Source organism: Pseudomonas gessardii (assembly GCF_001983165.1).
GTDB classification, from domain to species: domain Bacteria; phylum Pseudomonadota; class Gammaproteobacteria; order Pseudomonadales; family Pseudomonadaceae; genus Aquipseudomonas; species Aquipseudomonas gessardii.
The window spans coordinates 34,180-56,745 of sequence record NZ_MNPU01000020.1 but is presented as its reverse complement, the minus strand read 5'-3'; the positions used below and the strand labels follow the sequence as shown (position 1 = coordinate 56,745).

The 22,566-nt window shown below is 61.9% G+C and carries 23 protein-coding genes and 1 pseudogene; 11 read left to right on the top strand and 13 right to left on the bottom strand.

The window, feature by feature from the left end; translation table 11 throughout:
- Positions 1-68: 68 nt before the first annotated feature.
- On the top strand, positions 69-359 hold the full coding sequence (locus tag BLL38_RS15635; RefSeq protein ID WP_076963371.1) for a DUF2782 domain-containing protein: 291 nt from the start codon (positions 69-71) through the stop codon (positions 357-359).
- Positions 360-415: 56 nt separating this feature from the next.
- A complete protein-coding gene (locus BLL38_RS15630; RefSeq protein ID WP_076963370.1) occupies positions 416-1,369 on the top strand; it encodes a homoserine kinase in 954 nt (317 codons plus the stop codon).
- Positions 1,370-1,512: 143 nt separating this feature from the next.
- Here the strand turns inward: BLL38_RS15630 and BLL38_RS15625 are convergent, their stop codons facing one another.
- A complete protein-coding gene (locus tag BLL38_RS15625; RefSeq protein WP_169897650.1) occupies positions 1,513-2,433 on the bottom strand; it encodes a zinc ABC transporter substrate-binding protein in 921 nt (306 codons plus the stop codon).
- Between the two features lie 67 nt (positions 2,434-2,500).
- Between BLL38_RS15625 and zur the strand changes: the two genes are divergently transcribed.
- Genes zur through BLL38_RS15605 form a run of 4 tightly spaced genes read left to right on the top strand, consistent with a single transcriptional unit; the run spans position 2,501 to position 5,306 of the window.
- Positions 2,501-2,983 (top strand): zinc uptake transcriptional repressor Zur, encoded by a 483-nt coding sequence (zur, locus tag BLL38_RS15620; RefSeq protein ID WP_076963368.1) that lies wholly within the window; start codon positions 2,501-2,503, stop codon positions 2,981-2,983.
- Positions 2,983-3,768 carry a zinc ABC transporter ATP-binding protein ZnuC gene (gene znuC / locus BLL38_RS15615; RefSeq protein ID WP_076963367.1) on the top strand — a complete coding sequence of 262 codons (786 nt, stop codon included), beginning with the start codon at positions 2,983-2,985 and terminating at the stop codon, positions 3,766-3,768. The genes zur and znuC overlap by 1 nt, the downstream gene beginning before the upstream one ends.
- Positions 3,761-4,549, top strand: coding sequence for a zinc ABC transporter permease subunit ZnuB (gene znuB / locus BLL38_RS15610; protein WP_076963366.1), 789 nt, complete (start codon positions 3,761-3,763; stop codon positions 4,547-4,549). The genes znuC and znuB overlap by 8 nt, the downstream gene beginning before the upstream one ends.
- Positions 4,550-4,586: 37 nt before the next feature.
- Positions 4,587-5,306 carry a PA5502 family lipoprotein gene (locus BLL38_RS15605; RefSeq protein WP_076963365.1) on the top strand — a complete coding sequence of 240 codons (720 nt, stop codon included), beginning with the start codon at positions 4,587-4,589 and terminating at the stop codon, positions 5,304-5,306.
- A 95-nt stretch (positions 5,307-5,401) separates the two neighbouring features.
- Here BLL38_RS15605 and katE read toward each other — a convergent pair whose 3' ends face one another.
- Positions 5,402-7,543, bottom strand: a complete 2,142-nt coding sequence (katE, locus tag BLL38_RS15600; protein ID WP_076963364.1) for a catalase HPII — start codon at positions 7,541-7,543, stop codon at positions 5,402-5,404.
- 265 nt (positions 7,544-7,808) lie between these two features.
- Here katE and BLL38_RS15595 point away from each other — a divergent pair, with 265 nt between their 5' ends.
- Genes BLL38_RS15595 through BLL38_RS15585 form a run of 3 tightly spaced genes read left to right on the top strand, consistent with a single transcriptional unit; the run spans position 7,809 to position 10,314 of the window.
- The gene (locus tag BLL38_RS15595) at positions 7,809-8,816 is read left to right on the top strand and encodes a methionine ABC transporter ATP-binding protein (protein ID WP_076963363.1); all 1,008 of its coding nucleotides are present in this window, start codon (positions 7,809-7,811) and stop codon (positions 8,814-8,816) included.
- Positions 8,816-9,490 carry a methionine ABC transporter permease gene (locus BLL38_RS15590; protein ID WP_076963362.1) on the top strand — a complete coding sequence of 225 codons (675 nt, stop codon included), beginning with the start codon at positions 8,816-8,818 and terminating at the stop codon, positions 9,488-9,490. The genes BLL38_RS15595 and BLL38_RS15590 overlap by 1 nt, the downstream gene beginning before the upstream one ends.
- A gap of 50 nt (positions 9,491-9,540) precedes the next feature.
- On the top strand, positions 9,541-10,314 hold the full coding sequence (locus tag BLL38_RS15585; protein ID WP_076963361.1) for a MetQ/NlpA family ABC transporter substrate-binding protein: 774 nt from the start codon (positions 9,541-9,543) through the stop codon (positions 10,312-10,314).
- A gap of 143 nt (positions 10,315-10,457) precedes the next feature.
- Here the strand turns inward: BLL38_RS15585 and BLL38_RS15580 are convergent, their stop codons facing one another.
- The 5 genes and pseudogenes from BLL38_RS15580 to BLL38_RS15560 all read right to left on the bottom strand — a co-directional run bounded on the left by BLL38_RS15580 (position 10,458) and on the right by BLL38_RS15560 (position 14,366).
- Positions 10,458-11,093: an SCO family protein gene (locus BLL38_RS15580; RefSeq protein ID WP_076963360.1), complete on the bottom strand. Its 636-nt coding sequence runs from the start codon at positions 11,091-11,093 to the stop codon at positions 10,458-10,460.
- Complete coding sequence (cyoE, locus tag BLL38_RS15575; RefSeq protein ID WP_076963359.1) at positions 11,090-11,989, bottom strand: heme o synthase; 900 nt, start codon at positions 11,987-11,989, stop codon at positions 11,090-11,092. The genes BLL38_RS15580 and cyoE overlap by 4 nt, the downstream gene beginning before the upstream one ends.
- Positions 11,990-12,001: 12 nt before the next feature.
- Positions 12,002-13,056 (bottom strand): annotated as a pseudogene (locus BLL38_RS15570) (COX15/CtaA family protein).
- Positions 13,057-13,066: 10 nt separating this feature from the next.
- The gene (locus tag BLL38_RS15565; protein WP_076963406.1) at positions 13,067-13,660 is read right to left on the bottom strand and encodes a hypothetical protein; all 594 of its coding nucleotides are present in this window, start codon (positions 13,658-13,660) and stop codon (positions 13,067-13,069) included.
- Positions 13,626-14,366 carry an SURF1 family protein gene (locus BLL38_RS15560; protein ID WP_076963357.1) on the bottom strand — a complete coding sequence of 247 codons (741 nt, stop codon included), beginning with the start codon at positions 14,364-14,366 and terminating at the stop codon, positions 13,626-13,628. The genes BLL38_RS15565 and BLL38_RS15560 overlap by 35 nt, the downstream gene beginning before the upstream one ends.
- Before the next feature lie 84 nt (positions 14,367-14,450).
- Between BLL38_RS15560 and BLL38_RS15555 the strand changes: the two genes are divergently transcribed.
- Complete coding sequence (locus BLL38_RS15555; protein WP_017528731.1) at positions 14,451-14,654, top strand: twin transmembrane helix small protein; 204 nt, start codon at positions 14,451-14,453, stop codon at positions 14,652-14,654.
- 5 nt (positions 14,655-14,659) lie between these two features.
- Here BLL38_RS15555 and BLL38_RS15550 read toward each other — a convergent pair whose 3' ends face one another.
- From BLL38_RS15550 to coxB, 4 genes are all read right to left on the bottom strand, one after another.
- Positions 14,660-15,547, bottom strand: a complete 888-nt coding sequence (locus tag BLL38_RS15550) for a cytochrome c oxidase subunit 3 (RefSeq protein WP_029290317.1) — start codon at positions 15,545-15,547, stop codon at positions 14,660-14,662.
- A 34-nt stretch (positions 15,548-15,581) separates the two neighbouring features.
- A complete protein-coding gene (locus tag BLL38_RS15545; protein WP_076963356.1) occupies positions 15,582-16,133 on the bottom strand; it encodes a cytochrome c oxidase assembly protein in 552 nt (183 codons plus the stop codon).
- A 132-nt stretch (positions 16,134-16,265) separates the two neighbouring features.
- The gene (ctaD, locus tag BLL38_RS15540; RefSeq protein WP_076963355.1) at positions 16,266-17,855 is read right to left on the bottom strand and encodes a cytochrome c oxidase subunit I; all 1,590 of its coding nucleotides are present in this window, start codon (positions 17,853-17,855) and stop codon (positions 16,266-16,268) included.
- Between the two features lie 58 nt (positions 17,856-17,913).
- Complete coding sequence (coxB, locus tag BLL38_RS15535) at positions 17,914-19,041, bottom strand: cytochrome c oxidase subunit II (protein ID WP_076963354.1); 1,128 nt, start codon at positions 19,039-19,041, stop codon at positions 17,914-17,916.
- 368 nt (positions 19,042-19,409) lie between these two features.
- Between coxB and BLL38_RS15530 the strand changes: the two genes are divergently transcribed.
- Positions 19,410-20,057 carry a hypothetical protein gene (locus BLL38_RS15530; RefSeq protein ID WP_076963353.1) on the top strand — a complete coding sequence of 216 codons (648 nt, stop codon included), beginning with the start codon at positions 19,410-19,412 and terminating at the stop codon, positions 20,055-20,057.
- A gap of 133 nt (positions 20,058-20,190) precedes the next feature.
- Here the strand turns inward: BLL38_RS15530 and BLL38_RS15525 are convergent, their stop codons facing one another.
- Together BLL38_RS15525 and BLL38_RS15520 are read right to left on the bottom strand one after the other, a co-directional pair.
- Positions 20,191-21,750: a SulP family inorganic anion transporter gene (locus tag BLL38_RS15525; protein WP_076963352.1), complete on the bottom strand. Its 1,560-nt coding sequence runs from the start codon at positions 21,748-21,750 to the stop codon at positions 20,191-20,193.
- An 84-nt stretch (positions 21,751-21,834) separates the two neighbouring features.
- Positions 21,835-22,566: a carbonic anhydrase gene (locus BLL38_RS15520; RefSeq protein ID WP_076963351.1), complete on the bottom strand. Its 732-nt coding sequence runs from the start codon at positions 22,564-22,566 to the stop codon at positions 21,835-21,837.

The following is a 22,566-nucleotide window of genomic DNA, read 5'->3' as shown; positions in this document are numbered from 1 at the left end:
GATCAACCTTTTCGGCGGGTCAGGCGCTAGAATAGCCGGACCAATGACAACAAAGGGACAAGGTTATCATGCGTACATTCAATCGCCTGCTGTTGACCAGCTTGATTGCACTCGCTCCGATGGCTGCCATGGCGGCAGACGATGCTCCTTCGGGCGACCCGCAAGTTACCATTCGCACGGAAGGCGACAAGACCATCCAGGAATACCGCCAAAACGGCTTTCTGTATGCCATCAAGGTAACGCCCAAAGGCGCGCCCCCGTATTTCCTGGTGCGCGCGGACGGAACCGATGCGAACTTCATCCGCTCGGACCAGCCGGATATGCTGATCCCGTCATGGAAGATCTTTGAATGGAAATGATTTCTTAATTTTAATCGGCGCTGCGGCCTGTGGCGCCCGTACTGGCAGTTTTAACCATGTCTGTGTTCACCCCCCTGGCTCGGCCCGAGCTGGAAACCTTTCTCGCCCCTTATGGGCTCGGCCGCCTGCTCGATTTCCAGGGGATTGCCGCTGGTAGCGAAAACACCAACTTCTTTATCAGCCTGGAACAGGGCGAATTCGTCCTGACCCTGGTTGAGCGCGGCCCCGTGCAGGAAATGCCGTTCTTCATCGAACTGCTCGATGTGCTCCACGACGCCGACCTGCCTGTGCCTTACGCCCTGCGCACCACCGATGGCGTGGCCCTACGCGAATTGGCGGGCAAGCCGGCGCTGCTGCAACCGCGCCTGGCGGGCAAGCATATCCAGGACGCCAACGCCCAGCATTGTGTACAAGTGGGCGAGTTGCTCGGCCACTTGCACCTGGCCACCCAGGGCGACAAGGTGTTGGAGCGCAAGACCGATCGCGGGCTGGACTGGATGCTCGACGAGGGCGCACAGCTGATTTCGCACCTCGACGCCCACCAACAGCAGCTGTTACAACTGGCACTGGATGAAATCCGGCAGCACAAAGGGCAGATCCTCACGCTGCCACAGGCCAATATCCACGCCGACCTGTTCCGCGACAACGCCATGTTTGAAGGCACCCACCTGACCGGGTTGATCGACTTCTACAATGCGTGTTCCGGGCCGATGCTGTACGACGTAGCGATTGCCCTGAATGACTGGTGCTCGGACGCCGCCGGGGTGATCGACGGCCACCGCGCCCGCGCACTGCTGGGCGCCTACGCGGCACTGCGCCCGTTCAGCACCAAGGAAGCCGAGCTGTGGCCGACGATGTTGCGCGTGGCGTGTGTGCGGTTCTGGCTGTCACGGCTGATTGCGGCGCAGACGTTTGCGGGGCAGGACGTGTTGATCCACGATCCGGTAGAGCTTCAACAGCTGCTGGAGCAGCGCCAGCAGGTCACTCTGCAACTGCCGCTCGCCCTCTGACGCTGTAGGAGCGGGCTTGTGTGGGAGCGGGCTTGCCCGCGATAGCGGTGTATCAGGCGCTCATTAAGGTGACTGACACACCCTCATCGCGGGCAAGCCCGCTCCCACACAAGCCCGCTCCTACAGGGGTTCTATGTCGCCTGTTACAGTGACTCCAGGCACCCTGCCAAATCATTGCCCAGCTTCTCCAGCAACTGCTCATACCCCTGGCCCGTGGCCGGGGTGTAGCCGCCCAGGGCATCCAGTTCCGCCAGTTTCACCGGCAGGCCGGCCACCAGGGTCTCGGCCAGGCGCGGGCGCAAGGGGGGTTCGCTGAACACACAGGTCTTGCCCACTTCCTGCAGGCGCGTGCGCATCGCGGCCACATGCTGGGCCCCCGGTTGCACCTCGGCAGCCACGCTGAACACACCGGTGTGCTTGAGGCCGTAAGCCTGTTCAAAGTAGTCGAAGGCTTCATGGAACACGAAGTAAGGCTTGCCGGCGATCCCCGCCAGGCGCGCCTTCAAACGCAGGTCCAAGGCATCCAGGCGCGCCTCGAAGGCTTGCAGGTTGCTCTGGTAGCGCGCCGCGTTGGCGGGGTCTGCGGCGCTCAAGTCCGCCGCCATTTTGCTGGCGATCACCCGCGCATTCAGCGGCGACAGCCACAGGTGGGCATCCAGGCTGCCGGGGCGATGGTCGTGATCATGGTCGTCGGCTTCTTCGCCATGGGCGTGCTTATCTTCGGCGAAATACCGCAGTTTCAGGCCCGGCAGCTCCTGCACCGCCACCGTCGGCAAGCCGCGCCCCTTGAGGACCCGTGGCAGGAAGCCTTCCATGTCCGGGCCGATCCAATACAGCAGGTCCACCGATTGCACACGCCGTACGTCGGATGGGCGCAATGCGTAGTTATGCGGCGAGGCGCCCGGTGGCAACAGCACCTCTGGAATCGCCACGCCGTCCTGCACCGCAGCGGCAATCAGCTGTAACGGTTTGATGCTGGTGAGCACCCGAACCTCGGCCTGGGCAGCCCCGGCCATCAATAAACTGGTGACAAATACGACAAAAACGGCAAAAAGTCGGGACACGATGAGCACTCAAGTCAGCAGGAACGGGTAACATAATAACGTCTCTCACAAATATCTGTCGCCGCTCATGCCTAAAACACCGCTTGCCAGCCGCCCCCATGACCACTCTCACTGCGTGCACAACGCACTGTCAGAGGCCGACGCCCTGTGCGCACGCCAAGGCCTGCGCCTGACTGCCCTGCGCCGGCGGGTGCTGGAACTGGTGTGGCAGAGCCACAAGCCGCTGGGCGCCTACGACATTCTCGGCGTGCTCAGCGAGCAGGACGGCCGCCGCGCCGCGCCGCCCACGGTGTACCGTGCGCTGGACTTCCTGCTGGAAAACGGCCTGGTGCACCGCATCGCCTCGCTCAACGCCTTTGTCGGCTGCAACCACCCGGAACATGCGCACCAGGGCCAGTTCCTGATCTGCCGCGAATGCCACGCCGCCATCGAGCTTGAACAAAAAAGCATCAGCGACGCGATTATCAAGAGTGCCAGCGATGTCGGCTTCCAGGTCGAAGGGCAGACCGTCGAAGTGGTCGGCATCTGCTCGGGCTGCCAGGGGGCTTGATGAGCACTGCGCTAATCCGCCTGGAACAGGTCGGCGTCACGTTCGCTGGCCAGAACGTGCTGGACAACATTGACCTGAGCGTCGAGCCGGGGCAGATCGTCACCCTGATCGGCCCCAACGGCGCGGGCAAGACCACCCTGGTGCGTGCCGTACTCGGCCTGCTCAAGCCCGACAGCGGCAATGTCTGGCGCAAGCCCAGGCTGCGCATCGGCTACATGCCGCAAAAACTGCACGTCGATCCGACCTTGCCACTGTCGGTGCTGCGCTTCCTGCGCCTGGTGCCTGGCGTGGACCGCGCCCGCGCCCTGGCCGCGCTCAAGGAAGTCGGCGCCGAGCAGGTGATCGACAGCCCGGTACAAAGCATCTCCGGCGGCGAAATGCAGCGCGTGCTGCTGGCCCGCGCCCTGCTGCGCGAACCCGAGTTGCTGGTGCTCGATGAGCCGGTGCAAGGCGTCGACGTGGCCGGCCAGGCCGAGCTCTACAGCCTGATCACCCGCCTGCGCGACCGGCATGGCTGCGGCGTGCTGATGGTGTCCCACGACTTGCATCTGGTAATGAGCACCACCGACCAGGTGGTATGCCTCAATCGCCACGTCTGCTGTTCCGGCCACCCGGAGCAGGTCAGCGGCGACCCGGCCTTTGTCGAGCTGTTCGGCAAGAATGCCCAGAGCCTGGCGATCTACCACCACCATCACGACCACGCCCATGACCTACATGGCGCGGTAGTCGCCGATCCGGTCGCCCCTCATACCCACGTCCACGGAGATGGCTGCAAGCATGGCTGACTTTCTGCTCTACGCCCTGCTTGCAGGCTTGGCTTTGGCGCTGGTGGCGGGCCCGTTGGGTTCGTTCGTGGTCTGGCGGCGCATGGCCTACTTTGGCGATACCTTGTCCCACGCGGCCCTGCTCGGCGTGGCCCTGGGCTTTTTGCTGGACGTCAGCCCGACCATCGCGGTAACCGTCGGCTGCCTGCTGCTGGCGGTGCTGCTGGTGACCCTGCAACAGCGCCAGCCCCTGGCCTCGGACACCCTGCTGGGGATCCTTGCACCGAGCACCCTGTCCCTGGGCCTGGTGGTGCTGAGCTTTATGCATGAAGTGCGCATCGACCTGATGGCCTATCTGTTCGGCGACCTGCTGGCGATCAGCCCTACGGACCTGGCCTGGATTCTCGGCGGCAGCGCGGCGGTATTGATCCTGCTGGTGGCCCTATGGCGCCCGCTGCTGGCCATTACCGTCCACGAACAACTGGCCACCGTCGAAGGCTTGCCCGTACCCGCACTGCGCATGACCCTGATGTTGCTGATCGCGGTGGTGATTGCTGTCGCAATGAAGATTGTCGGCGTATTGTTGATCACGTCGCTATTGATCATCCCCGCTGCCGCCGCCCAGCGTCATGCACGCTCGCCGGAACAGATGGCGATTGGCGCCAGTTTGCTGGGGATGCTCGCCGTGTGTGGTGGCCTGGCGCTGTCCTGGTTCAAGGACACCCCGGCCGGGCCGTCGATTGTGGTCACGGCCGCCGCACTGTTTCTGCTGAGTTTTGTCCTGCCCCGTCGAGGGGTGTAGACTTGCTCGCTTTTTGCGCAATTAGAGAGTCGCAGGAATGAAGCCGTTCACCTCCCGTTATCTGCTCCTTGCCGCATTTTCCCTGCTGCTGGGCGCCTGCCAAAGCACCCCGCCCGCTGCCCCCGAGGCGCCGGACGCGCGCGCTGCGGCCATTGCACAGCTGGAACAAAACCTGGCCAGCAGTGAGCTGGCCACCGCCGAAGACCAACTCGCTGCGTTGCAGGCCCAGTCGCCTGACGATGCAACGCTGGAGTCTTACCAGCGCCAACTGGCCGAAGCCTATCTGCAGCGTAGCCAGATCGTCCTGCAAAAAGGTGATGTCAACGCCGCCGCCACAGCCCTGAGCCGCGCCCGGGCCTTGATGCCCAAGGCTCCGGCGCTGACCGGCGGGGTCAACAGCGCCATCGCCCACGCCCGCAAGGCTGAGCTGGATAAAGCCGAGGCCGCCCTCAAAGCCGCCGAAGCCAAGCCACCGGCCAAGGTCATCGACCCCACCGCCGAGAGCACCACGGTTGCGCTGAACCTCACGGATATCCAGCAATTGCGCCATCAACTGGATGCCATCGCCACCGATGTGGTGAATTACCAGTGTGATGTGAGCCTCCAGGTGCCGCGCACCGAGGATTACCCGTGGCTGAACACGCTGCTGAGCAAACGAGTGAAGCGGATAGATTCAGGGTATGACCTGAAGATTCACCGGCAGATCCTCAAGCATATTCCGGCGCAGGTTGTGCTGATTCCGCGTAAAGCCGACTGACGCCAATCGCGGGCAAGCCCGCTCCCACATTGGAATACATTTCAAATGTGGGAGCGGGCTTGCCCGCGATGGCGCCCTATCAAGCAACCAATGACTTAAGCCGGAACCGCCTTGGCCCTAGGCTCCCGTTCCCAGACCCGATGCAGGGCAATCGCCGCAATAAACGCCTTCAACGCCTTGGCATCCCCGCCCACAATCAAGCCCGCATCAGCCTCCAGCTTCAACACCGCCAACAACTGCTTCGCCTCACCGGCCAAGGCAATCGCCTTCAAATGCTTGTAGGCCTCCAGCAGGTAATGCAACGCCACGCCATCGCCACTCAAGGCCTGGATCGACTTCGCCCCACCCGGCACAAACACCGCGTCGAACGCCACCGACGGCAAGCCTTCCATCGAGGCATCCACCACCAAGTGCTTGCCATCGGCCGTGGTTACTGGCGCCGAGGTCGGCCCCAGCAGCTTGGCATGGGCGCCTTCCTTGGCCAGCGCCTTTTGCAACGCGGCGATGGCTGCCCCATCCACACCATTGGCCGCCAGGATCGCCACCTTGCGCGTCTTGATATCCCCCGACAGCAGATTGGCCTGGCTCAAGGCCGGCGAGCGTTCTGGCGCGGTCTTGCGCACTGCCACGGTGCCTTTTTTCGGCGCCGGCAGGCCGAGGTTCTGCGCCACGCGCTTGGCCAGCCCCAGATCGATATTGGCCAGGATCTCATTGACCTGGCGCGCCCGGATAAACTCACGCTCGACCTTGCCCAGCTCAAAGCTGTAGGCCGCGATGATGTGCTCCTGCTCGTGCGGGCTCATGCTGTTGAAGAACAGGCGCGCCTGGGAAAAGTGATCGCCGAACGACTCGCTGCGCTGGCGGACCTTGTGCGCATCGACGCGCTCTGGATAGCTTTCAAAACCGCCATCCTGCGCTGCCGGCGGGGTTTCCTTGGGCCAGCCGCCATCAATCGAGTTGGGCTCATAGGACGCACGCCCCTTGTCGATGGTCGAGCGGTGCATCGCATCACGCTGGCCGTTATGGAACGGCACTACTGGCCGATTGATCGGCAACTCATGAAAGTTCGGGCCACCTAGACGGCTGATCTGCGTGTCGGTGTAGGAAAACAGGCGACCTTGCAGCAGCGGATCATTGGAAAAGTCGATACCCGGCACGATATGCCCTGGGCAGAAGGCTACTTGCTCGGTCTCGGCAAAGTAGTTGTCCGGGTTGCGATTGAGCACCATCTTGCCCAGCGGCATGATCGGCACCAGCTCTTCAGGGATCAGCTTGGTCGGGTCAAGGAGGTCGAAGTCGAACTTATGCTCGTTTTCTTCGGGAATGACCTGCACCCCCAACTCCCATTCGGGATAGTCACCACCCTCGATGGCCTCCCACAGGTCACGCCGGTGGAAGTCGGTATCCTTGCCTGCCAGTTTTTGCGCCTCATCCCACACCAGCGAACAGGTGCCCACCGTAGGGCGCCAATGAAACTTGACGAAGTTGGACACCCCTTTGGCATTGATCAAACGAAAGGTGTGCACACCAAACCCCTGCATGCTGCGCAGGCTTTTCGGGATCGCCCGATCGGACATGGCCCAGATCACCATATGCGCCGACTCCGGCACCAGCGACACAAAGTCCCAGAACGTATCGTGGGCCGAACCGCCCGTGGGCATTTCGTTATGGGGCTCGGGTTTTACCGCGTGCACGAAGTCCGGGAACTTGATGGCGTCCTGGATAAAAAACACCGGCATATTGTTGCCAACCAGGTCGAAGTTGCCCTCTTCGGTGTAGAACTTCACCGCAAAGCCGCGTACATCGCGCACGGTATCACCTGAGCCGCGTGGCCCTTGTACCGTGGAAAATCGCACGAATACCGGGGTTTTATGCCCGGGATCCCGTAGGAAGCCAGCCTTGGTCAGTGCTGAATGGTTCTCGTAGGACTGAAAGTAACCATGGCCCCCCACACCGCGGGCATGCACGATGCGCTCCGGGATACGCTCATGGTCAAAGTGCGTGATCTTTTCACGCATGATGAAATCTTCCAGCAGCGAAGGGCCGCGAGCGCCGACCTTCAAGCTGTTCTGGTTATCGGAGACTTTCACCCCCTGGTTGGTGCGCAGCGCCTGGCCAGTGGCGTCGGAACGGAATTTTTCCAGGCTGTGCAGCTTGGCATTGGTGTTGCCACGGTCCAGGGTGTCGGTGCCTGCAAGCGCGCTCTTGGGTGGCGCGACGGGTTTCTTGGTGCTCATCAGTCAAAACTCCTCGTTTGCGTAGTCCAGGGCGATCCCTGGCCCGTTTGAGCAAAACCCCGGGCACGGCACCCGGGAAGTCGAGTTGCTTATGTAGTGACTGATGGGGTTTTTTACCGTTCCTTTTTTATGACCTTTGATCGCGTTATTGCCAAATCGCTGGTTGAATACGAAATAAATGCTAAGAAACACTATACGGACAGGCTAAAATGCGCGCCCGGCTAACCGCTGATCCCTTTTCAATGCGCCCCACAAGGTTCGCTACGTGATCGAGTTTCATAACGTCCATAAAACCTACCGGGTCGCCGGCAAGGATATCCCCGCACTGCACCCCACCAGCCTGCGTGTCGAGAACGGCCAGGTGTTTGGCCTGATCGGCCACTCCGGTGCAGGAAAAAGTACCCTGCTGCGCCTGATCAATCGCCTGGAAGAGCCTTCGGGCGGCCAGATCACGGTCGATGACGAAGACGTCACCGCCCTGGATGCCAACGGCCTGCGCCGTTTCCGGCAGCAGGTCGGGATGATCTTCCAGCACTTCAACCTGCTGGCCTCCAAGACCGTCGCCGACAACGTGGCGCTGCCACTGACCCTGGCGGGTGAACTGTCGCGCCGCGAGATCGATGCGCGCGTAGCCGAACTGCTGGACCGGGTCGGCCTGTCCGACCACGCCAAGAAGTACCCGGCGCAGTTGTCCGGCGGCCAGAAACAGCGCGTCGGCATCGCCCGCGCCCTGGCCACCAAGCCGAAAATCCTGCTGTGCGACGAAGCCACCAGTGCCCTCGACCCACAGACCACCGCCTCGGTCCTGCAATTGCTGGCCGAGATCAACCGCGAGCTGAAGCTGACCATCGTGTTGATCACCCATGAAATGGACGTGATCCGCCGTGTCTGCGACCAGGTCGCGGTGATGGATGCCGGGGTGATTGTCGAGCAGGGTCCGGTGGCCCAGGTGTTCCTGCACCCCACGCACCCGACCACCAAGCGTTTTGTGCAGGAAGCCGAGCAGGTTGATGAAGGCGAGCAGCGCGATGTATTCGCCCATGTACCAGGCCGCATCGTGCGCCTGACGTTCCAGGGCGAAGCGACCTACGCGCCCCTGCTGGGCACCGTCGCCCGCGAAACGGGTGTGGACTACAGCATCCTCGCCGGTCGCATCGACCACATCAAAGATACCCCTTACGGGCAACTGACCCTGGCCATCACCGGCGGTGACATGGAAGCGGCGTTCGCGCGCTTTACCGCCGCCGATGTGCACATGGAGGTCCTGCGTTAATGGACGTGCTACTGCATTATTTCGACAACGTCGACTGGGCCGATATCTGGGTGGCCACCAACGACACCCTGCTGATGCTCGGCACCTCGCTGTTTTTCACCGTGTTGGTGGGCCTGCCATTGGGCATCCTGCTGTTTCTGTTCAGCCCACGCCAGTTGCTGGAGCAAAAAGCCACCTATGCCGCCCTGGCCTTCGTGGTCAACGCCATCCGTTCTCTGCCGTTTATCATTCTGCTGATTGTGATGATCCCGACGACCGTGTTCCTCACGGGCACTTCGCTGGGCGTGGCCGGCGCGATTCCACCGCTGGTGGTCGGCGCTTCGACGTTCTTCGCACGGCTGGTGGAAACTGCCCTGCGCGAGGTCGATCGCGGCATTATCGAGGCGACCCAGGCCATGGGCGCGACCACGCGGCAGATCATCACCAAGGCGCTACTGCCCGAGGCCAAACCCGGCATCATTGCGGCAATCACCGTGACCGCCATTGCCCTGGTGGGCTACACCGCCATGGCGGGTGTGGTGGGTGCCGGTGGCCTGGGTGACCTGGCGATCCGTTATGGGTACCAGCGCTTCCAGGATGACGTGATGGTCGTCACCGTGGTGATGTTGATTGTGCTGGTGCAGATTCTGCAAACCATCGGCGATAAGCTGGTGACCCACTATTCTCGAAAATAACGGCCATGGCCGGCCACCGCCGGCAAATGCCCGAACAAGGAGCTTGTTGGATGAAAAAACTACTGGTTGCTTTCGCCGCGGTTGCCGCGTTTTCCGCCCATGCCGCCGAGACCCTGACGGTCGCCGCCACACCGGTGCCGCACGCTGAGATCCTTGAGTTCGTGAAGCCGGCCCTGGCCGCGCAAGGCGTGGACTTGAAGGTCAAGGTGTTCACCGACTACGTGCAGCCGAACGTACAAGTGGCCGAGAAGCGCCTGGACGCCAACTTCTTCCAGCACCAGCCGTACCTGGATGAGTTCAACAAGGCCAAGGGCACCCACCTGGTGAGCGTGGCCGGCGTGCACCTGGAGCCACTGGGCGCCTACTCCAGCAAGTACAAGACCCTGGCCGAGCTGCCGAACGGCGCCAACGTGGTGATCCCCAACGACGCCACCAACGGCGGCCGTGCGTTGCTGCTGCTGGCCAACAAGGGCCTGATCAGCTTGAAGAACCCGACCGATATCCTGTCGACCATCAAGGACATCACCGGCAACGAAAAAGGCCTGAAATTCCGCGAACTGGAAGCCGCCACCCTGCCGCGCGTGCTGACCCAGGTTGACCTGGCGCTGATCAACACCAACTACGCCCTGGAAGCCAAGCTGGACCCGTCCAAGGATGCCCTGGCGATCGAAGGCAACGACTCGCCTTACGTCAACATCCTGGTAACCCGCGAGGACAACAAGGATTCGGACGCGGTGCAGAAGCTGGTCAAGGCCCTGCACACTCCAGAAGTGAAGAAGTTCATCAACGAGAAGTACAAAGGCGCAATCCTGCCGGCGTTCTGATCTGAAATACGCTCTCTGAAGCCGAGCAAAGCAAAGTGTGGGAGCTGGCTTGCCTGCGATAACGGTGGGTCAGCAACCAAGAGGCTGGCTGACCTGACGCTATCGCAGGCAAACCAGCTCCCACACTTGATCGGTGTTGTCAGCTAGTTGCGCTGCAACAACCCCGGCAACTGCGCCACCAGCTTCTGGTTATTCAACGGCGCACGGATAAACCCACGCTGGGTACCATCCGGCCCGATCAACGCCAGGTTGCCGCTGTGGTCGACGGTGTAGTTCGGCTTGCTGGTATCCGCCGGGATAAACGGAATGCTCACCGCATTCGAGACCTTCTGCACATCCTCCACATTCGCCCCGGTCAGGCCTGCAAATTGCGGATCGAAGTAGCTCAGGTACTGCTTGAGCTGCGTCGGGGTATCGCGGTGCGGGTCAACGCTGACCAGGATCACCTGCAGCTTATCCACCACGTCCTTGGGCAGCTCGCTCTTGATCTGCCGCAGTTGGGCGAGGGTGGTCGGGCAGATGTCCGGGCAGAAGGTGTAGCCAAAGAACAGCACGCTCCACTTGCCCTTCAACTCATTGACCAGCACCGGCTGGCCGTCCTGGTTGGTCATGGTCACAGGCGGCAGCTGGCGGCTTTGCGGCAGCAGGATAATCCCTGCATCGACCAACGCCGTAGGGTCGCCCTGGCCTTTGCCAGACAGGACTTTGTTGACGGTCAGGCCCATGATCAACGCCACCAGGGCCACCAGGATAAAGACAGTTTTTTGAGTTCGAGTCATAGGTTCAACAATAAGTAGTGGTCTACGAGCAGGGCGATAAATAGCAAAAACAGGTACCAGATAGAGTACTTGAAGGTATTGATCGCCGCGTGCGGCCGACTGCCACGGTACAGCACCCAGGCCCATTGCAGAAAGCGTGCGCCCAAAACCAGCGCACAACCCAGGTACAACAGCCCGCTCATGTGGATCACATAGGGCATCAGGCTCACCGCCAGCAGCGCGAAGGTATAGAGCAGGATATGCACCTTGGTGTAGTGCTCGCCGTGGGTTACCGGCAGCATCGGGATATCGGCCTTGGCATATTCCTCCTTGCGATGGATGGCCAGGGCCCAGAAGTGTGGCGGGGTCCAGGCAAAGATAATCAGCACCAGCAGCAACGGTTCGGCACTCACATGCCCGGTGACCGCCACCCAGCCGAGCAACGGTGGCGCCGCGCCGGCCAGGCCGCCGATCACGATGTTCTGCGGCGTCGCCCGCTTGAGAAAGCCGGTGTAGATCACCGCATAGCCCAGCAGCGAGGCCAGGGTCAGCCAGGCCGCCAAGGGGTTGGTAAACGCCAGCAACAGGCCCAGCCCGGCCACTGCCAGCGCCAGGGCAAATATCAGCGCGGCGGCCGGGGAAACCCGGCCTTCAGCCAGCGGCCGCTTGTGGGTGCGCGCCATCAGTGCGTCGATGCGCCGGTCCACCACATGGTTGACCGCCGCCGCGCCGCCGGCACACAGGGCAATCCCCAGGTTGCCGAAGATCAGCACCGGCCACGGCACCCCGGCGCGGGTGGCGAGAAACATGCCCACCAGCGAGGTGATCAGCATCAGCACTACCACCTTGGGCTTGGTCAGCTCCAGGTAGTCGCGCCAGATCGCCTGGCTGTGACGTGCGCCAATCAAGGTCGCCATGGCATCTCTCCTTTAAGGGTAATCAGGCCCGAGACGTGTTTGCGCGGGCTGAAGCGCCAACCGAACGGCACCTGATGACGGACCCGCACCAGGCTGGTACGGGCGTGGTAATTGACCAGCACCAGGGTCAGCAACAAGGCTGCACCGCCGGCGTTATGGGCGACCGCCACCGGCAGCGGCAAATGAAAGTACACATTGCTCAAGCCCAGGCCGATCTGCACGGCCAGGGCGACCAGCAGCAGGCCCGCCAGGCGGGTCATGCCCACCGCCTTGAGCTGCCAGGCCAGGCCCAGCAGCGCCACAGTCACCACCAGCGCGCCCAGGCGATGGGTCAGGTGAATCGCCGTGCGCGCATCACTGTCCAGTTGCCCGCCCAGGTAGTTGGGGCCGATATGCTGGGTCAGGTGGAAGCCATTGGCAAAATCCGCCGCCGGCCACCACTCGCCATGGCAGGTCGGCAAGTCAATACAGGCCACCGCCGCATAGTTGGAACTGACCCAGCCACCCAGGGCGATCTGCCCGATCACCAGCACCAGGCCGGCCGTGGCCCAATACTGCAAGCGCCGGGGCACGATCAGCGCCGGCAAGACCCCGGACAGGCGCAGGGTCAGTAGAAACAACAGGCTCAAGGTGGCAAAGCCCCCCAGCAAATGCCCGGTGACCACCTGCGGCCACAGCTTGAGGGTCACCGTCCACATGCCAAAGGCCGCCTGGGCAAACACCACCGCCAGCAGGAACAACGGCAGCTTCAAGGGTTGCCCCGGATGCCGCCGATGGGTCCAGGCACGGGTGGCCAACAGCGCGATCAACAGCCCCAGGGTGCCCGCCGCATAACGATGGATCATCTCGTTCCAGCCCTTGTCGGCCTCCACCGGCGCGTCGGGAAAGTGCAGCTCGGCATGGGCCAGTTGGGCCTCGCTTTTCGGCACGCTGATAAAGCCATAGCAACCCGGCCAGTCCGGGCAACCGAGGCCGGCATGGGTCAGGCGCGTGTAGGCGCCCAAAAGCACCACAATCAGCGCCAGCAGGGTGGCAAACAGCGCGAGGCGAAATCCAGGTTTGGCCATGACGATGCCCTTATCCGATATTCGACAGTTTCAGCAGGTGGCGCAGGTCGTTGAGCAGGTCCTTGCCCTTGACCCGGGCGTCGTAGCGCAGCACCAGGTTGCCGTGGGGGTCGACGATCCACAGTTGCGCATCACCCGGTGCGGCAGCGTTCTGCTTGAAAGTCGGCAGGTCCAGGGGCAAACGCTGCAACTGCGGATACTCGGCCTGCAACTTGGCCTCATACTCGGCGCCGACCGGCTGCGCACTGGCCAGGGCATGGCTGGCGCGGGACGCATCACGCCCCAGGCCGATCTGCAGCTGGCGCGCAAGGTAGACCAACTGCCGGCAATCGGCGGCGCAGGCCGCAGGCGCGGTGACCAGCAGTTGCCAGCGCTGCTCGTCGGCCTGCACGCCGATATCGGCGCGGGTCTGGCCATTACCGATCATCTCGCCATGATCGCTGCGGTTGTCCGGCACCCAGAACTGCAACTTGTACATCAGGGTCGCCAGCACCATCGGGCCGATCACCATCAGCAGGATCAGGATCAGTTGCCAGCGCCCCTTGCTGCGATTGGGCGCCGCCGGCGTGTCAGACATGTTGAGTGGATTCATGGCCGCTCCCATGGTGCTTCTCCCTTGCGTTGTGCCAGCCGAGGTAGAGGTAAAGGCCCAGCAGCGCCAGCGCCATGGCGAACCACTGCACGGCATACCCCAGGTGTTTTTCCGGCCCCATGGCCACTACCGGCCACTGGGTTTCATAGGTCGCGGGGCCCGCTTCGGCCCGCAGCTCAAAGGCAAACCCGCTACGCTCCAGCTCGGCCCACAACACCTGCGGGTGCAACACCGTCAACAGGCGCGGCCATTGCGCGGCTGCCGGGTCGGCATGCAACTGAAACGTCTCGCCCGGGGCGACATATACCCAGGCGTTGATATTCAAAGGCTGGTTGGGGGTGGTGAAGGCTGGCGGCGTGCGCCGATCCGGCCACGGTAGCCAGCCGCGATTGAGCAGCAGCCACTGGCCGCTGGCCTGGTCATGAAAGGGTTGCAACAACTCGACGCCCGCCTTGCCGTCGCGCATGCGGTTATCCAGCAGCACGCTGTGCCCGGCGTCGAACTGCCCGCGCAACTGCACCCGGCGAAAGGCCGGATCCGCCACCGCCTCCAGTTGCTCGACGCTGATGGGCTGCGCCGCCCGACGCTCGGCGTAGCTCTGGAGCAGCGCCTGTTTTTCCTGGCCACGGGACACTTGCCAAAAACCCAGGAACACCATCAGCGGCAACAACACCAGCACCACCAACGTCGGTGCAATCCCGGGGCGAAAGCGTTTCATGGCGTTACCACGAAGGTCGATGCTGCGCTGGCTATACTGAATCTCATTGCCCGCCCCTCAAAATAAGAGCCCTGGAGCCTGACCATGCTCAAAGCCGCTATCGCCCTGATGCTGATCGCTACCGTTGTGAGCCTGTTCAGTGGCTTGTTCTTCCTGGTCAAGGACGAGGGCCACTCCAATCGCCTCGTCACCGCCTTGACCGTGCGTGTGGTGCTGGCCGTGATCACCCTGGCGCTGATCACCTGGGGGTTCTTCAGCGGCCAACTGGTGTCCCACGCCCCCTGGTAAATGCGCTACAGCACGTAGACGAAGAAAAACAAACCGATCCACACCACGTCGACAAAGTGCCAATACCAACTGGCCGCCTCGAAACCGAACTGATGCTCGGCATTGAAATGCCCCTTGAGGATGCGCATCAGCATCACGAACAAAATGATCGTGCCGATGGTCACGTGGGCGCCGTGAAAGCCCGTGAGCATGAAGAATGTCGCGCCATACACTCCCGAGCCCAGGGTCAGGCCCAGCTCTTTATAGGCGTGGATATATTCCTCGGCCTGGAACCCCAGGAACGCCACCCCCAGCAACACGGTGAGCGCCAGCCAGATCTTCAGCGCGCCGCGATGGCCCTTGCGCAGGGCGTGGTGGGCAATGGTGATGGTCACGCTGGAACTCACCAGCAAGATGGTGTTGACCAACGGCAGGCCCCACGGGCTGATGGTGCCTTCCGGCGCCGGAAACAGCTTGGGGTCCGGGTTGTTGAGCAGCGGCCAGGCGAACTCGAAATTGGGCCACAGCATATGGGCAATGCCCTTGGACCCTTCGCCGGCCAGCCATGGCGCCGACATGTGCCGCACATAGAACAGCGCGCCAAAGAACGCGATAAAAAACATCACCTCGGAAAAGATGAACCAGGTCATGCCCCAGCGGAACGAGCGGTCCATCTGCGCGCTATACAACCCGGCGCGGCTTTCCTTGATCACCGCGCCAAACCAGCCAAACATCATGTAGGCCAGCAGCAGGCTGCCGACGAAAAAGATCAGCGGGCCGTGGGATTCCGGGCGGGCCGCCTTGAGGTCGTTGAACCATACACCCAGGCCATACACGGTGATCAACAGCCCAAACGTGGCAATTATTGGCCACTTGCTTTGCGCTGGTACGTAGTACGTATCATGAGTCGACATGTATCCGTTCTCCTAATCGAGCCCGCAGGCACGCCTAGCCGCCGGTATGGACAGCCACGGGCGGTTGGCGCGCAGTGATATCGAACAGCGTGTACGCCAGGGTCAAATGCTTCACATCCTTGGGCATGTCGCGATCGACAATGAAGCGCACCGGCATCTCGATGCGCTCTCCCGGTTGCAGCACTTGCTGGGTAAAGCAAAAACACTCGGTCTTGTGGAAGTACATCGCCGCTTCGGCCGGGGAAATACTCGGGATCGCCTGGGCCGTCATCGGCTTGTCGGTGGGGTTGAAGGCCACGAACACCATTTCGTTGACCGCGCCGGGGTGGACCACAATCTCGTCGGCCTTGGAGTGGAATTCCCAGACCATATCGATGGCATTGGTCGACAGGAACTGCACCCGTATCTGGCGCGACGGGTCGACCACCTGTGAGCCTTCGTACTGCCCGGCGGTCTTGCCATTGATGCCGAAGGCCTTGCACATCACGTCGTAGATCGGCACCAGGGCAAAGCCGAAGGCGAACATCGCCAGCACCAGGATCAACAGGCGCGTGACCAGGCGGTTGAGGGGCACGGAATCAGCCATGGCGCCCACCTACTCTTGGCTTTTCTGTGGGCTTGCCTGCGATGAGGGCTTCAAGTTCGCGGCGGATCTTGAGGCCGTCATCGCGGGCAAGCCCGCTCCCACAGGGCGGCGGCGGTGTTTTCATGACCGGGTTCATTTGACCTCCGGCGGTGTGGTGAAGGTGTGGTACGGCGCTGGCGAAGGCACGCTCCACTCCAGCCCTTCGGCGCCATCCCACGGCTTGGCCGGCGCCGGCTTGCCGCCACGGATGCACTTGATCACGATAAACAGGAAGAAGATCTGCGTGGCGCCGAACATAAAGGCACCAATCGACGACACCATGTTGAAGTCGGCGAACTGCAGGTTGTAGTCCGGCACCCGCCGTGGCATACCGGCCAGCCCCACAAAGTGCATGGGGAAGAACGCCATGTTCATGCCCACGAACGACAGCCAGAAATGCAGCTTGCCCAGGGTTTCGTCGTACATATGGCCGGTCCATTTCGGCAGCCAGTAGTAGGCCGAGGCGAAGATCCCGAAGATTGCGCCGGGCACCAGTACGTAATGGAAATGCGCCACTACAAAGTAGGTGTCGTGGTACTGGAAGTCCGCCGGGGCGATGGCCAGCATCAGCCCGGAAAAGCCGCCGATGGTGAACAGGATCACAAAGGCCACGGCAAACAGCATCGGCGTCTCAAAGGTCAGCGAGCCTTGCCACATGGTGCTGACCCAGTTGAACACCTTGACCCCGGTGGGCACCGCGATCAGCAGGGTGGCGTACATGAAGAACAACTCGCCCACCAACGGAATACCCACCACGAACATATGGTGCGCCCACACGATAAACGACAGGAACGCGATGCTCGCCGTGGCATAGACCATCGAAGTGTAGCCAAACAGCGGCTTGCGCGAAAAGGTCGGGATGATCGAGCTGACGGCGCCGAAGGCCGGCAGGATCATGATGTACACCTCGGGGTGGCCGAAGAACCAGAACACATGCTGGAACAACACCGGGTCACCGCCGCCGGCAGCGCTGAAGAAGCTGGTGCCAAAGTGGATATCCATCAGCATCATGGTCACGCAACCGGCCAGCACCGGCATCACCGCAATCAGCAGGAAGGCGGTGATCAGCCAGGTCCAGACAAACAGCGGCATCTTCATCAGGGTCATGCCCGGGGCACGCAGGTTGAGGATGGTGGCGACCACGTTGATCGCGCCCATGATCGAGCTGATACCCATCAGGTGGATGGCGAAGATAAAGAACGTCACGCTTTCCGGGGCGTAGGTGGTGGAGAGCGGGGCATAGAAGGTCCAGCCAAAGTTCGGCCCGCCGCCCGGGCTGAACAGGGTCGAGACCAGCAGCAGGAACGCCGCCGGCAGCAGCCAGAAGCTGAAGTTGTTCATGCGCGGCAGGGCCATGTCCGGCGCACCGATCATCAGCGGGATCATCCAGTTGGCCAGGCCGACAAACGCCGGCATCACCGCGCCAAACACCATGATCAGGCCATGCATGGTGGTCATCTGGTTGAAGAACGCCGGCTCGACGATCTGCAAGCCCGGCTGGAACAGCTCGGCGCGGATCACCATGGCGAACGAGCCGCCGAGCAGGAACATGGCGAAACTGAACCACAGGTACATGGTCCCGATATCTTTGTGGTTGGTGGTCAGCACCCAGCGCATCAGGCCCTTGGCGGGGCCGTGGGCGTGGTCAGCGGCATGACCGTGGTCATCGATCACAGTGCTCATGGCCGTTCTCCTGCAAGCGGATGGGTAGGGCGATTCAGGGCATACGCAATGAAGAGGTTCATTGGCTTTGCGCCTGTTTGATGGCCAGCACGTCTTTAGGCGTGACCATGTCGCCTTTGTTGTTGCCCCAGGCGTTACGCTCGTAAGTCACCACCGCTGCAATATCGACTTCCGACAGTTGCTTGCCGAAGGCCGCCATCGCCGTGCCGGGCTTGCCGTGGTAGACGATGTTCAGGTGGTCTGCCGCCGGCCCAGTGGCGATTTTCGAGCCTTTGAGCGCCGGGAACATCGGCGGCAGGCCCTGGCCTTCGGCCTGGTGACAGGCCACGCAGGTGGTGTGGTAGACCTTGTCGCCACGGGCTACCAGCTCTTCGAGCGTCCACTCTTTGGAGGTCAGCTCCTTGAGCTTGGCAGCCTCGACCTTGCGCTCGTCGAGCCAGGTTGCGTAGTCGGCCTTGGACTTGACCTCGACCACGATGGGCATGAACCCGTGGTCCTTGCCGCACAGCTCCGCACACTGGCCACGGTAGATCCCGGGCTTGTCGACCCGGGTCCAGGCCTCGTTGACGAAGCCGGGGATGGCATCGCGCTTGACCGCAAACGCCGGCACCCACCAGGAGTGGATCACGTCGGCGGCGGTCACCAAAAAGCGCACCTTGGCGCCCACCGGCAGCACCAGCGGCTGGTCGACTTCCAGCAGGTAGTGTTCGCCCTTGGTGGCCTGGTTATGGATCTGCTCGGCGGGGGTGGCCAGGTTGCTGAAGAACTCGACGTCCTGGCCCAGGTATTTGTAGTGCCACTTCCACTGATAGCCGGTGACCTGGATATCGATATCCGACTCACTGCTGTCGTAGATGTTGATCAGGGTCTTGGTCGCCGGAACAGCCATGGCGACGAGGATCAGCAAGGGCACTACGGTCCAGAGAATTTCCACCGTCGTACTTTCGTGGAACTTGGCCGCCACCTGGCCCGTGGAGCGGCGATGCATAATCATCGACCAGAACATGGCGCCAAACACGATGATGCCGATCACCACACAGATCCAGAAAATGGTCATGTGCAGGTCGAACACGGCGTGACTGACTTCAGTGGCCCCTGGTGCCATATTCACCGTCCAGGCGGCTTGCGCCTGGCTGAATACTGACCACAAGAGTAAGCCCATCCAAACATGTGGATGTCGCGTCATTGCGGGTTCCCCTTATCGTTCTTGTTATCCCGCCGGTTTGCACCTGCGGCCAAGGGGGCGGCTTCCAAACTGCTTACATCCGCCAAGCCTTGCCTGCCTAAATGCAGTTGGGCGTCATCAGCTAATTGCGTACAAACCCGAGTATAGACAGCGACTGCGACCCCGCAATGTATGAGGGCAAATCAGTAAAAAGAGACGAACGGCGCTGGATGACCCGCAGATTTAGGGCCTATCCGACGAACGATGGCTATTCGATATAACCACGGCGCATAACCATGAAATAATTATGACAAATGCATCTTAGGGGCTCGTATAAACGAGCTACCTTATGCAATCCCCTTTCCTACGCCCGTATTCCTGGAGCTTTCATGAACACCGCCGCATTGCGCGAGCAGATTTCCCGTGCCCATCAACACGAAGCGTCCACTGGCCAATTGGCCAAACAACTGGACGCACAGTTACCGCACCTGCACTCGGCCATTTCCCTGGCCGAGGGTGACCGTAATGCCGTAATGACGCGCTTCGTCACTGCCTACATCGATCAGGTCCCGGACCTGCTGGATGCCGCCAACGACGTGGCCCGGGAAGCCGGGATCGAAAGCCAGATCAAACCCGTACTGAAAATCGCCGAGCATTTCTTTCTTCAGCCACCGGCCATCCTGGCCGCCCATGAAGGCCTCAACGGCCTGCTGGACGAGGCCTACCTGGCCCATCGGCTGGTGGAAGAAGTAAACGATTTGTATATCAAGCATTTCGGCCAGCCGTTGATTCCGGCGGACACCACCGTTGCCAACGTGATTGCTCACCAGTTGATCGGCGAAGCATTTGCCAATCAGTTGGACGAAGCCGTGCACCTGGCGGTGGATGAAATGCTCAATGAAGAAAGCTTCGCCCTGGAGTCCGTCGAGGCCTATCGCGACCAGCTCAAGAGCCCGGCAACGGAAGCCGCGTGGAAGCGCTGGCCGTGCCTGTCGCGCCAATTGGGCGTGGAGTTGGAGCTGGATCAGCCGGCCTGAGTTTTCCTGCCAGGCATAGAACAAATGTGGGAGCCGGGCTTGCCCGCGATGCAGGCACCGTGGTGTATCAGTTACACCGCGGTGATGCTATCGCGGGCAAGCCCGGCTCCCACACAAGCCCGCTCCCACATTTTTATCCGGTTTCGTCAGCCAGCTGCGGGGCAGAGCCGATCCGGGTCGTGGTCCGTATCCGCCCTTCCAGCCTACGCTTCAACCCCCGCGCCTCGATCACCAGCGTCGAGCCCTTGGCCGCATTGGCCCGCCCCCATTCCTCCAGCAACTCCAGGCACGAATGGTCCACGTAACTCAGGTTATTGAGCGGCACATGCACCGTGGTCCCCGCCGGCACGCTCGCCAGCACCTGGGTCAAGGCAGGCACCTTGAGAAACGTCGCGGCACCGATCAGGCGCAACTCCATTTCACCGTCCTGGGGCAGGTCGATCAGGCTGACTTTCAAGCGTGAAGCCTTCCACGCCAGTTTCACCAGGGTCAGCCCGAAACCTACCAGTACGCCCGTCAGCAAGTCGGTCAAGATGATCGCCAGGGCCGTGGCCGCGTAGGTGAACATCGGCATCCGGCCATAACGCGCCAGGCCACGGAATGCCTTGAGGTCCACCAACTTGATCCCGGTGTATACCAGCACCCCCGCCAGGCTCGCCACCGGAATGCTTTGCAGCACGCTCGACAGCAACAGCACAAAGGCCAGCAGCCAGAGGCCATGGAACATCGCCGACAAGCGCGTGGTCGCCCCGGCCTGGACGTTGGCCGAACTGCGTACGATCACCCCGGTCATGGGCAACGCCCCCACCAGGCCGCAGAGCATGTTGCCTACACCCTGGGCGGACAATTCCTTGTCGAAGTCCGAGCGCTGGCCGTTGTGCATGCGGTCCACCGCCGCCGCCGAGAGCAACGTTTCGGCACTGGCGATAAAGGCCACCGCGAAGGCGGCGATCAACAGGCTGGGATCGGCCAGGTTCAGCAGGTCGCTGGGACGCAGCCAATCAATGGCATCGGCCAGGTTTTCCGGCACTTCCACACGCTTGACCTGCAAGGCCAACACCAGGCTGGTCACGGTCGCCAGGCCCACGCCCAGCAGCGCGCCCGGGACAAAGCGCAGTGTTTGCGGGCGGAATTTGTCCCACAACCACATAACCAGAATCGTCGCCAACCCGAGCAGGCCGGCTTGCCAACCGAGCCCGCCACCCAGGCCGGGAATGGCCTGGGCCAGCGCAGCGGGGAAGGCCGCGAGGTTATCCAGCCCCGAGGGTTTGGGCACCCCATCGAGCATCACATGCACTTGCGACAGGACAATCAACACCCCAATCCCCGCCAACATGCCATAGACCACCGCCGGCGCCGTCACCCGGAACCAGCAGCCCAGGCGCAGGCGCCCGGCCACCAGTTGCAGGAAGCCCGCCAACAGCAGGATCGGCCCAAGCATCTGCATGCCGTGCTGGCGCACCAGCTCGAACACCAGCACCGCCAGGCCGGCCGCCGGGCCGCTGACTTGCAGGGGCGAGCCGGCCAGCCAGCCCACCACCAGGCCACCAATGATCCCGGTGATCAGGCCCTTGGCCGGTGGCATGCCCGAGGCAATGGCGATTCCCATGCATAAGGGCAGGGCCACCAGAAACACCACCACCGAAGCCAACAGCTCCCGTGGCAGCACTGTTTTTAATTGAGCTGCACGCATAATGACTCTCCCGAGGCATTCGCCGGGCGTGGCAAGGCCTGGCTGCATCCATGGCAGCCATCGCGTTACCCGGCAGGGAATGTTTTAGAAGCGCGCTTTTGGCGTCGCCGAAGGGATCGGTAGCGAACCGTTCAACGGCAGGAACGTAGCCTGGTCCGCATCGTAGGCTTTGATCTCGCTGGTCTCGATGTTGTAGATCCAGCCATGGATAAACAGTTGACCGTTGGCCATGCGCGAAGCCACAGAAGGGTGGGTGCGCAAGTGTTGCAACTGGGCGATGACGTTTTCTTCGGTCAGCACCTGCATGCTTTCGCCTTCGTTGGCGCAATCACAGTTGTCCTGGACCATGGTCTTGGCGACCTCGGCGTGGCGCAGCCAGGCTTTGACCGTGGGCATTTTTTCCAGGCTCTGGGGGTTGAGCACCGCCCGCATCGCACCACAATCGGAGTGGCCACAGACAATAATGTGCTGCACGCCCAGGGCCAGCACCGCGTACTCGATGGCCGTGGACACACCACCGTTCATCTGCCCATAGGGCGGCACGACGTTACCCACGTTACGGGTGACAAACAGATCGCCCGGGGAGCTTTGGGTAATCAGTTCGGGAACAATGCGCGAGTCGGCACAGGTGATAAACATCGCCCGTGGGCTCTGGGCCGTGGCGAGCTTTTTGAAGAGTTCTTCCTGCTGGGGAAAGATCTCGTTATGGAAATGCAAAAAACCATCAACAATGTGTTGCAGCGCTGCATCGGCGGACTCCGCCTCGTGGGGGGCTGAAGCCGACGCAGCCAACGGCTGTTTATCCTTGTCACTCAT

Bases quoted from the DNA above. Each gene is read 5' to 3' on its own strand.
- BLL38_RS15550 (WP_029290317.1), bottom strand. From the start codon at position 15,547: ATGTCGACTCATGATACGTACTACGTACCAGCGCAAAGCAAGTGGCCA.
- BLL38_RS15635 (WP_076963371.1), top strand. From the start codon at position 69: ATGCGTACATTCAATCGCCTGCTGTTGACCAGCTTGATTGCACTCGCT.
- BLL38_RS15560 (WP_076963357.1), bottom strand. From the start codon at position 14,366: ATGAAACGCTTTCGCCCCGGGATTGCACCGACGTTGGTGGTGCTGGTG.
- BLL38_RS15580 (WP_076963360.1), bottom strand. From the start codon at position 11,093: ATGACTCGAACTCAAAAAACTGTCTTTATCCTGGTGGCCCTGGTGGCG.
- BLL38_RS15530 (WP_076963353.1), top strand. From the start codon at position 19,410: ATGAACACCGCCGCATTGCGCGAGCAGATTTCCCGTGCCCATCAACAC.
- BLL38_RS15555 (WP_017528731.1), top strand. From the start codon at position 14,451: ATGCTCAAAGCCGCTATCGCCCTGATGCTGATCGCTACCGTTGTGAGC.
- BLL38_RS15590 (WP_076963362.1), top strand. From the start codon at position 8,816: ATGGACGTGCTACTGCATTATTTCGACAACGTCGACTGGGCCGATATC.
- coxB (WP_076963354.1), bottom strand. From the start codon at position 19,041: ATGACGCGACATCCACATGTTTGGATGGGCTTACTCTTGTGGTCAGTA.
- BLL38_RS15525 (WP_076963352.1), bottom strand. From the start codon at position 21,750: ATGCGTGCAGCTCAATTAAAAACAGTGCTGCCACGGGAGCTGTTGGCT.
- BLL38_RS15565 (WP_076963406.1), bottom strand. From the start codon at position 13,660: ATGGGAGCGGCCATGAATCCACTCAACATGTCTGACACGCCGGCGGCG.
- katE (WP_076963364.1), bottom strand. From the start codon at position 7,543: ATGAGCACCAAGAAACCCGTCGCGCCACCCAAGAGCGCGCTTGCAGGC.
- znuC (WP_076963367.1), top strand. From the start codon at position 2,983: ATGAGCACTGCGCTAATCCGCCTGGAACAGGTCGGCGTCACGTTCGCT.
- BLL38_RS15520 (WP_076963351.1), bottom strand. From the start codon at position 22,566: ATGAGTGACAAGGATAAACAGCCGTTGGCTGCGTCGGCTTCAGCCCCC.
- BLL38_RS15545 (WP_076963356.1), bottom strand. From the start codon at position 16,133: ATGGCTGATTCCGTGCCCCTCAACCGCCTGGTCACGCGCCTGTTGATC.
- ctaD (WP_076963355.1), bottom strand. From the start codon at position 17,855: ATGAGCACTGTGATCGATGACCACGGTCATGCCGCTGACCACGCCCAC.
- BLL38_RS15585 (WP_076963361.1), top strand. From the start codon at position 9,541: ATGAAAAAACTACTGGTTGCTTTCGCCGCGGTTGCCGCGTTTTCCGCC.
- cyoE (WP_076963359.1), bottom strand. From the start codon at position 11,989: ATGGCGACCTTGATTGGCGCACGTCACAGCCAGGCGATCTGGCGCGAC.
- BLL38_RS15605 (WP_076963365.1), top strand. From the start codon at position 4,587: ATGAAGCCGTTCACCTCCCGTTATCTGCTCCTTGCCGCATTTTCCCTG.
- znuB (WP_076963366.1), top strand. From the start codon at position 3,761: ATGGCTGACTTTCTGCTCTACGCCCTGCTTGCAGGCTTGGCTTTGGCG.
- BLL38_RS15630 (WP_076963370.1), top strand. From the start codon at position 416: ATGTCTGTGTTCACCCCCCTGGCTCGGCCCGAGCTGGAAACCTTTCTC.
- zur (WP_076963368.1), top strand. From the start codon at position 2,501: ATGCCTAAAACACCGCTTGCCAGCCGCCCCCATGACCACTCTCACTGC.